The following is a 3,310-nucleotide window of genomic DNA, read 5'->3' as shown; positions in this document are numbered from 1 at the left end:
TAACGAAAGATATAGAGCATCCCGAAGGGTGCGAACTGTATTAATTAGAATCTAAACGAGCGAAGCGAGCATAAAGATTACTGAGCGAAGCGAAGGCCTAGTTTCTTTTTTTATTAAATCCTCAACTTCTATTTAAAAAAAACAGCCCCTCAACCGAGCTTTAGCGAGGTTAAAACGTCCGAGCTTTAGCGAGGGCATAGGGCTGTTTTCCATGCTCACTTATGCTTTTATATATATTTTAAAGCTTTTAAATGCTTTTAGACACTCTTAAACCCTTACTACAGAAGGGTTTCAAGCCCTATAAAAGGACATTTAGTCGGTTATAAAAGGACATTTAGTCGGTTATAAAAGGACATTTAGTCGGTTATAAAAGGACATTTAGTCTTGATTTAAGGACTTAATTAATATTGACCTTTTAATGATAACTTTATACAGTGTCCTTACTTTGAATAATAATATGCTTTGAAGATGAAGAATGAGCTTGTTGTGAAAGATAACGCATTAATGAACGCTAGTTATAATTTAGAAGTAACCGAACAGCGCTTAATACTTCTTGCAATCATTAATGCAAGACAAACAGGTAACGGTATAACTGCTGATAGTAAGTTAGAAATACATGCTAATGATTACGCTAGTCGTTTTAATGTTAGTAACGATGGTGCTTACAAAGCACTGAAAAGTGCTGTTCTAAACCTGTTTGATCGTCAATTTTCATTTAAAGAAGAAGATAAAAAGGGAAATGTAGGAACTGTTAAGTCTAGATGGGTAAGCCGTATTAAATATATTGATGATTCAGCTACATTAGAAATCACTTTTGCACCAGATGTAGTGCCTTTGATTACAAGACTTGAGCAACAGTTCACTAGTTATCAACTTAAGCAGGTCACACAGCTTACAAGTAAATACGCTATTAGGCTTTATGAGTTAATCATTGCTTGGCGCGAAGTTGGCAAAGTTCCACAAATTGAGTTAAGTGACTTTAGAAATAGAATTGGGCTTGAAAATACTGAATATACAGCGATGTGTGATTTCAAAAAGCGTGTATTAGAACCAGCAATCAAACAAATCAATGAACATACAGACATCGTAACAACTTATGAGCAACACAAAAAAGGGCGTTCAATTACAGGCTTTTCATTCAAATTTAAGCAAAAGCAAATAAGAACTGAAGTTAAAAAAGACAAAAACATAGGAGATTTTTTTAACCGAATGACTGATTCACAACGTCTTAAGTTTGGATCTAAACTTGCCTATGATGAGCGTGTACAAAGTGAGTATAGCCACTTAATTGGTACTGGAAATTATGAACAATTCGGACAACTTTTAGCTGAAATGCTAGCAGAAAAAAGACACTTTGAAATGTTCTTTCCTTTGCTTGTAGAGCATGGTTTTAACGTATAAAAATAAAAACTAATTACACTTAAGATTAAATAACTCTCTATCTCTGTCTTCTGTTAAATACTCGTTGAGTTCAGCGAGTATTTTTTCTTTATTGGCTTCATTGGCATTCATTTTTTTAATCAAATAAGAACCGAGCAAAATTTTGCGTCGAGTATCATCTTTTCTTTCCTGCTCTTTTTGTTTTGATTTTTCTCTAGCTTCGATAGCCTGTTTACGAGCCTTTAACTGTTTCAACTTTTCCAACTGGGCTTCAATTTTCTTTTCGAGATTTTCAGCAGCTTTTGTCATGATTCAGATTTCGGGATATAGAAAACCACTCAAGCATAAGGCCCTATGAATTGAAATTCAAGCGGGCTATATGCTATCGTGTTTTTCATGAAATGCGCACTTACGACTTGGATTTCATCCAAGTCAAAGTTTGCGTAAGGGGATACCCCTTAACCCCAAAAAACTGCTACGCAATTTTTTAAAAGCAAAAGCATCTCAAGGCGACTGCATGGCAATCTATCATTGTTCCACTAAAACGGTTAACCGAAGTTCAGGACGAACTGCGGTTGCATCAAGTGCCTATCGCGCAGGTGAAAAACTAGAAGATGAACGCACAGGGCTGACCCATGACTTTACGAGAAAAGACGGTGTAGCCCATTCTGAAATTATCTCTAATTTAGATATTGAAATTGACCGTGGCGAACTTTGGAACTTGGCAGAAAAAACCGAGAACCGCAAAGATGCCCGAACCGCTAGAGAATGGGTGATTGCCCTACCCGATGAATTAGACGCTGATCAACGTAAGGACTTAGCAAAAGACTTTGCCAGGTCCTTAGTTGATCGCTATGAGGTGATCGCAGATTTAGCCATCCATAAACCGAGTAAAGGCGGAAATGATAAAAACCATCACGCCCATATCATGCTCACCACCCGAAAAGCCGAATTAGACGCAGACAATAAAATCACTCTGACCACCAAAACCGATATTGAACTCAGCAACGCCAAACGAAAAAGCCTTGGTATAGGGACAACCCAAGAAGACATTAAGCAAATTCGAGAAACATGGGCAGACTTAGCCAATAAAGCATTGGAACGTGCAGGCTACCGAGAAAAAATAGACCATCGTAGCTATGCCGATCAGAACAACGGACTACAAGCCACCATCCATGAAGGCACCAAAGTCACTCAATTACGCAGACAAGGCATAGACACTGAAATCAGCCGTTTTAATGACAACGTCAAACAGCAAAATAGCCAACAGCTTCACCAACAGAAACAGCAAAAAGAGAGCGTTTTACAGCGTGGTTTAAGCCGTGTCGATCAAGGTTTTGATCAATGGCAGAAGAACCAAGAAACCAAACGCCTAGAACTGGAACGCCAAGCGGAAATGAAGCGACAGCAAGAATTAGATAAACAACGAGCCGAGCAAGCACTCCGCAAGGCATCTCAAAAACTAAGTAGAGGCGGAATGTCGTTATGAGCAACCAAAATGATTTAGATGACCAATTATATATTTTACTGGCATCCATGAAGGAATATAGAGAAGCCATAGCAGACGATAACAAGCGATTAGAGCAGTTTTACAACCATGTCGCTAGTGGAATACTAGACAAGGCTGAAAAATCGCTAGAAAACGCAAATAAGAAGCATACAGGCGCATTAAACAACAGTATTCAGGCATTAAACGAAGCTACACACAGGCTCAACTTAAAACTTATCCTTATTTTTGCCAGCACGTTTGTGGCTGTGATGATGGTATTCATTTTGGCTATCTTCTTATACATACCAAGCAAAGACGAAATTGATGAACGTAGAGCAGATCTGGCTGTACTAAAAAAATATCCGCTACAAATTCGAGAAAGTGATGGTGAAACATTGGTGAGAATAATGAGGAAAAATTGCTACTCGTTTGAACCGAGTA

Annotated in this window: 4 protein-coding genes; 3 read left to right on the top strand and 1 reads right to left on the bottom strand. The window is 38.2% G+C overall.

Features of this window, described 5'->3' with window-relative positions; all coding sequences use genetic code 11:
* The first annotated feature begins 468 nt into the window (after positions 1–468).
* Positions 469–1,401, top strand: coding sequence for a replication initiation protein RepM (gene repM, locus FTV32_RS16260; RefSeq protein ID WP_179995818.1), 933 nt, complete (start codon positions 469–471; stop codon positions 1,399–1,401).
* A gap of 9 nt (positions 1,402–1,410) precedes the next feature.
* Here repM and FTV32_RS16255 read toward each other — a convergent pair whose 3' ends face one another.
* On the bottom strand, positions 1,411–1,689 hold the full coding sequence (locus FTV32_RS16255) for a mobilization protein (protein ID WP_180009818.1): 279 nt from the start codon (positions 1,687–1,689) through the stop codon (positions 1,411–1,413).
* A 208-nt stretch (positions 1,690–1,897) separates the two neighbouring features.
* Between FTV32_RS16255 and mobQ the strand changes: the two genes are divergently transcribed.
* Complete coding sequence (gene mobQ, locus FTV32_RS16250) at positions 1,898–2,869, top strand: MobQ family relaxase (RefSeq protein WP_050042239.1); 972 nt, start codon at positions 1,898–1,900, stop codon at positions 2,867–2,869.
* Positions 2,866–3,310 (top strand): hypothetical protein (locus FTV32_RS16245; RefSeq protein ID WP_180029103.1); only part of this gene is annotated, 445 nt, incomplete at its 3' end. The genes mobQ and FTV32_RS16245, both read left to right, overlap by 4 nt.

It is taken from the genome of Acinetobacter sp. YH16032, assembly GCF_013417345.1.
In the GTDB taxonomy this organism is placed as follows: domain Bacteria; phylum Pseudomonadota; class Gammaproteobacteria; order Pseudomonadales; family Moraxellaceae; genus Acinetobacter.
This window is presented reverse-complemented; position numbering and strand designations above follow the sequence as displayed.

Excerpts from the sequence above, each read along its gene's own strand:
- repM (WP_179995818.1), top strand. The coding sequence starts at position 469 with ATGAAGAATGAGCTTGTTGTGAAAGATAACGCATTAATGAACGCTAGT.
- FTV32_RS16255 (WP_180009818.1), bottom strand. The coding sequence starts at position 1,689 with ATGACAAAAGCTGCTGAAAATCTCGAAAAGAAAATTGAAGCCCAGTTG.
- mobQ (WP_050042239.1), top strand. The coding sequence starts at position 1,898 with ATGGCAATCTATCATTGTTCCACTAAAACGGTTAACCGAAGTTCAGGA.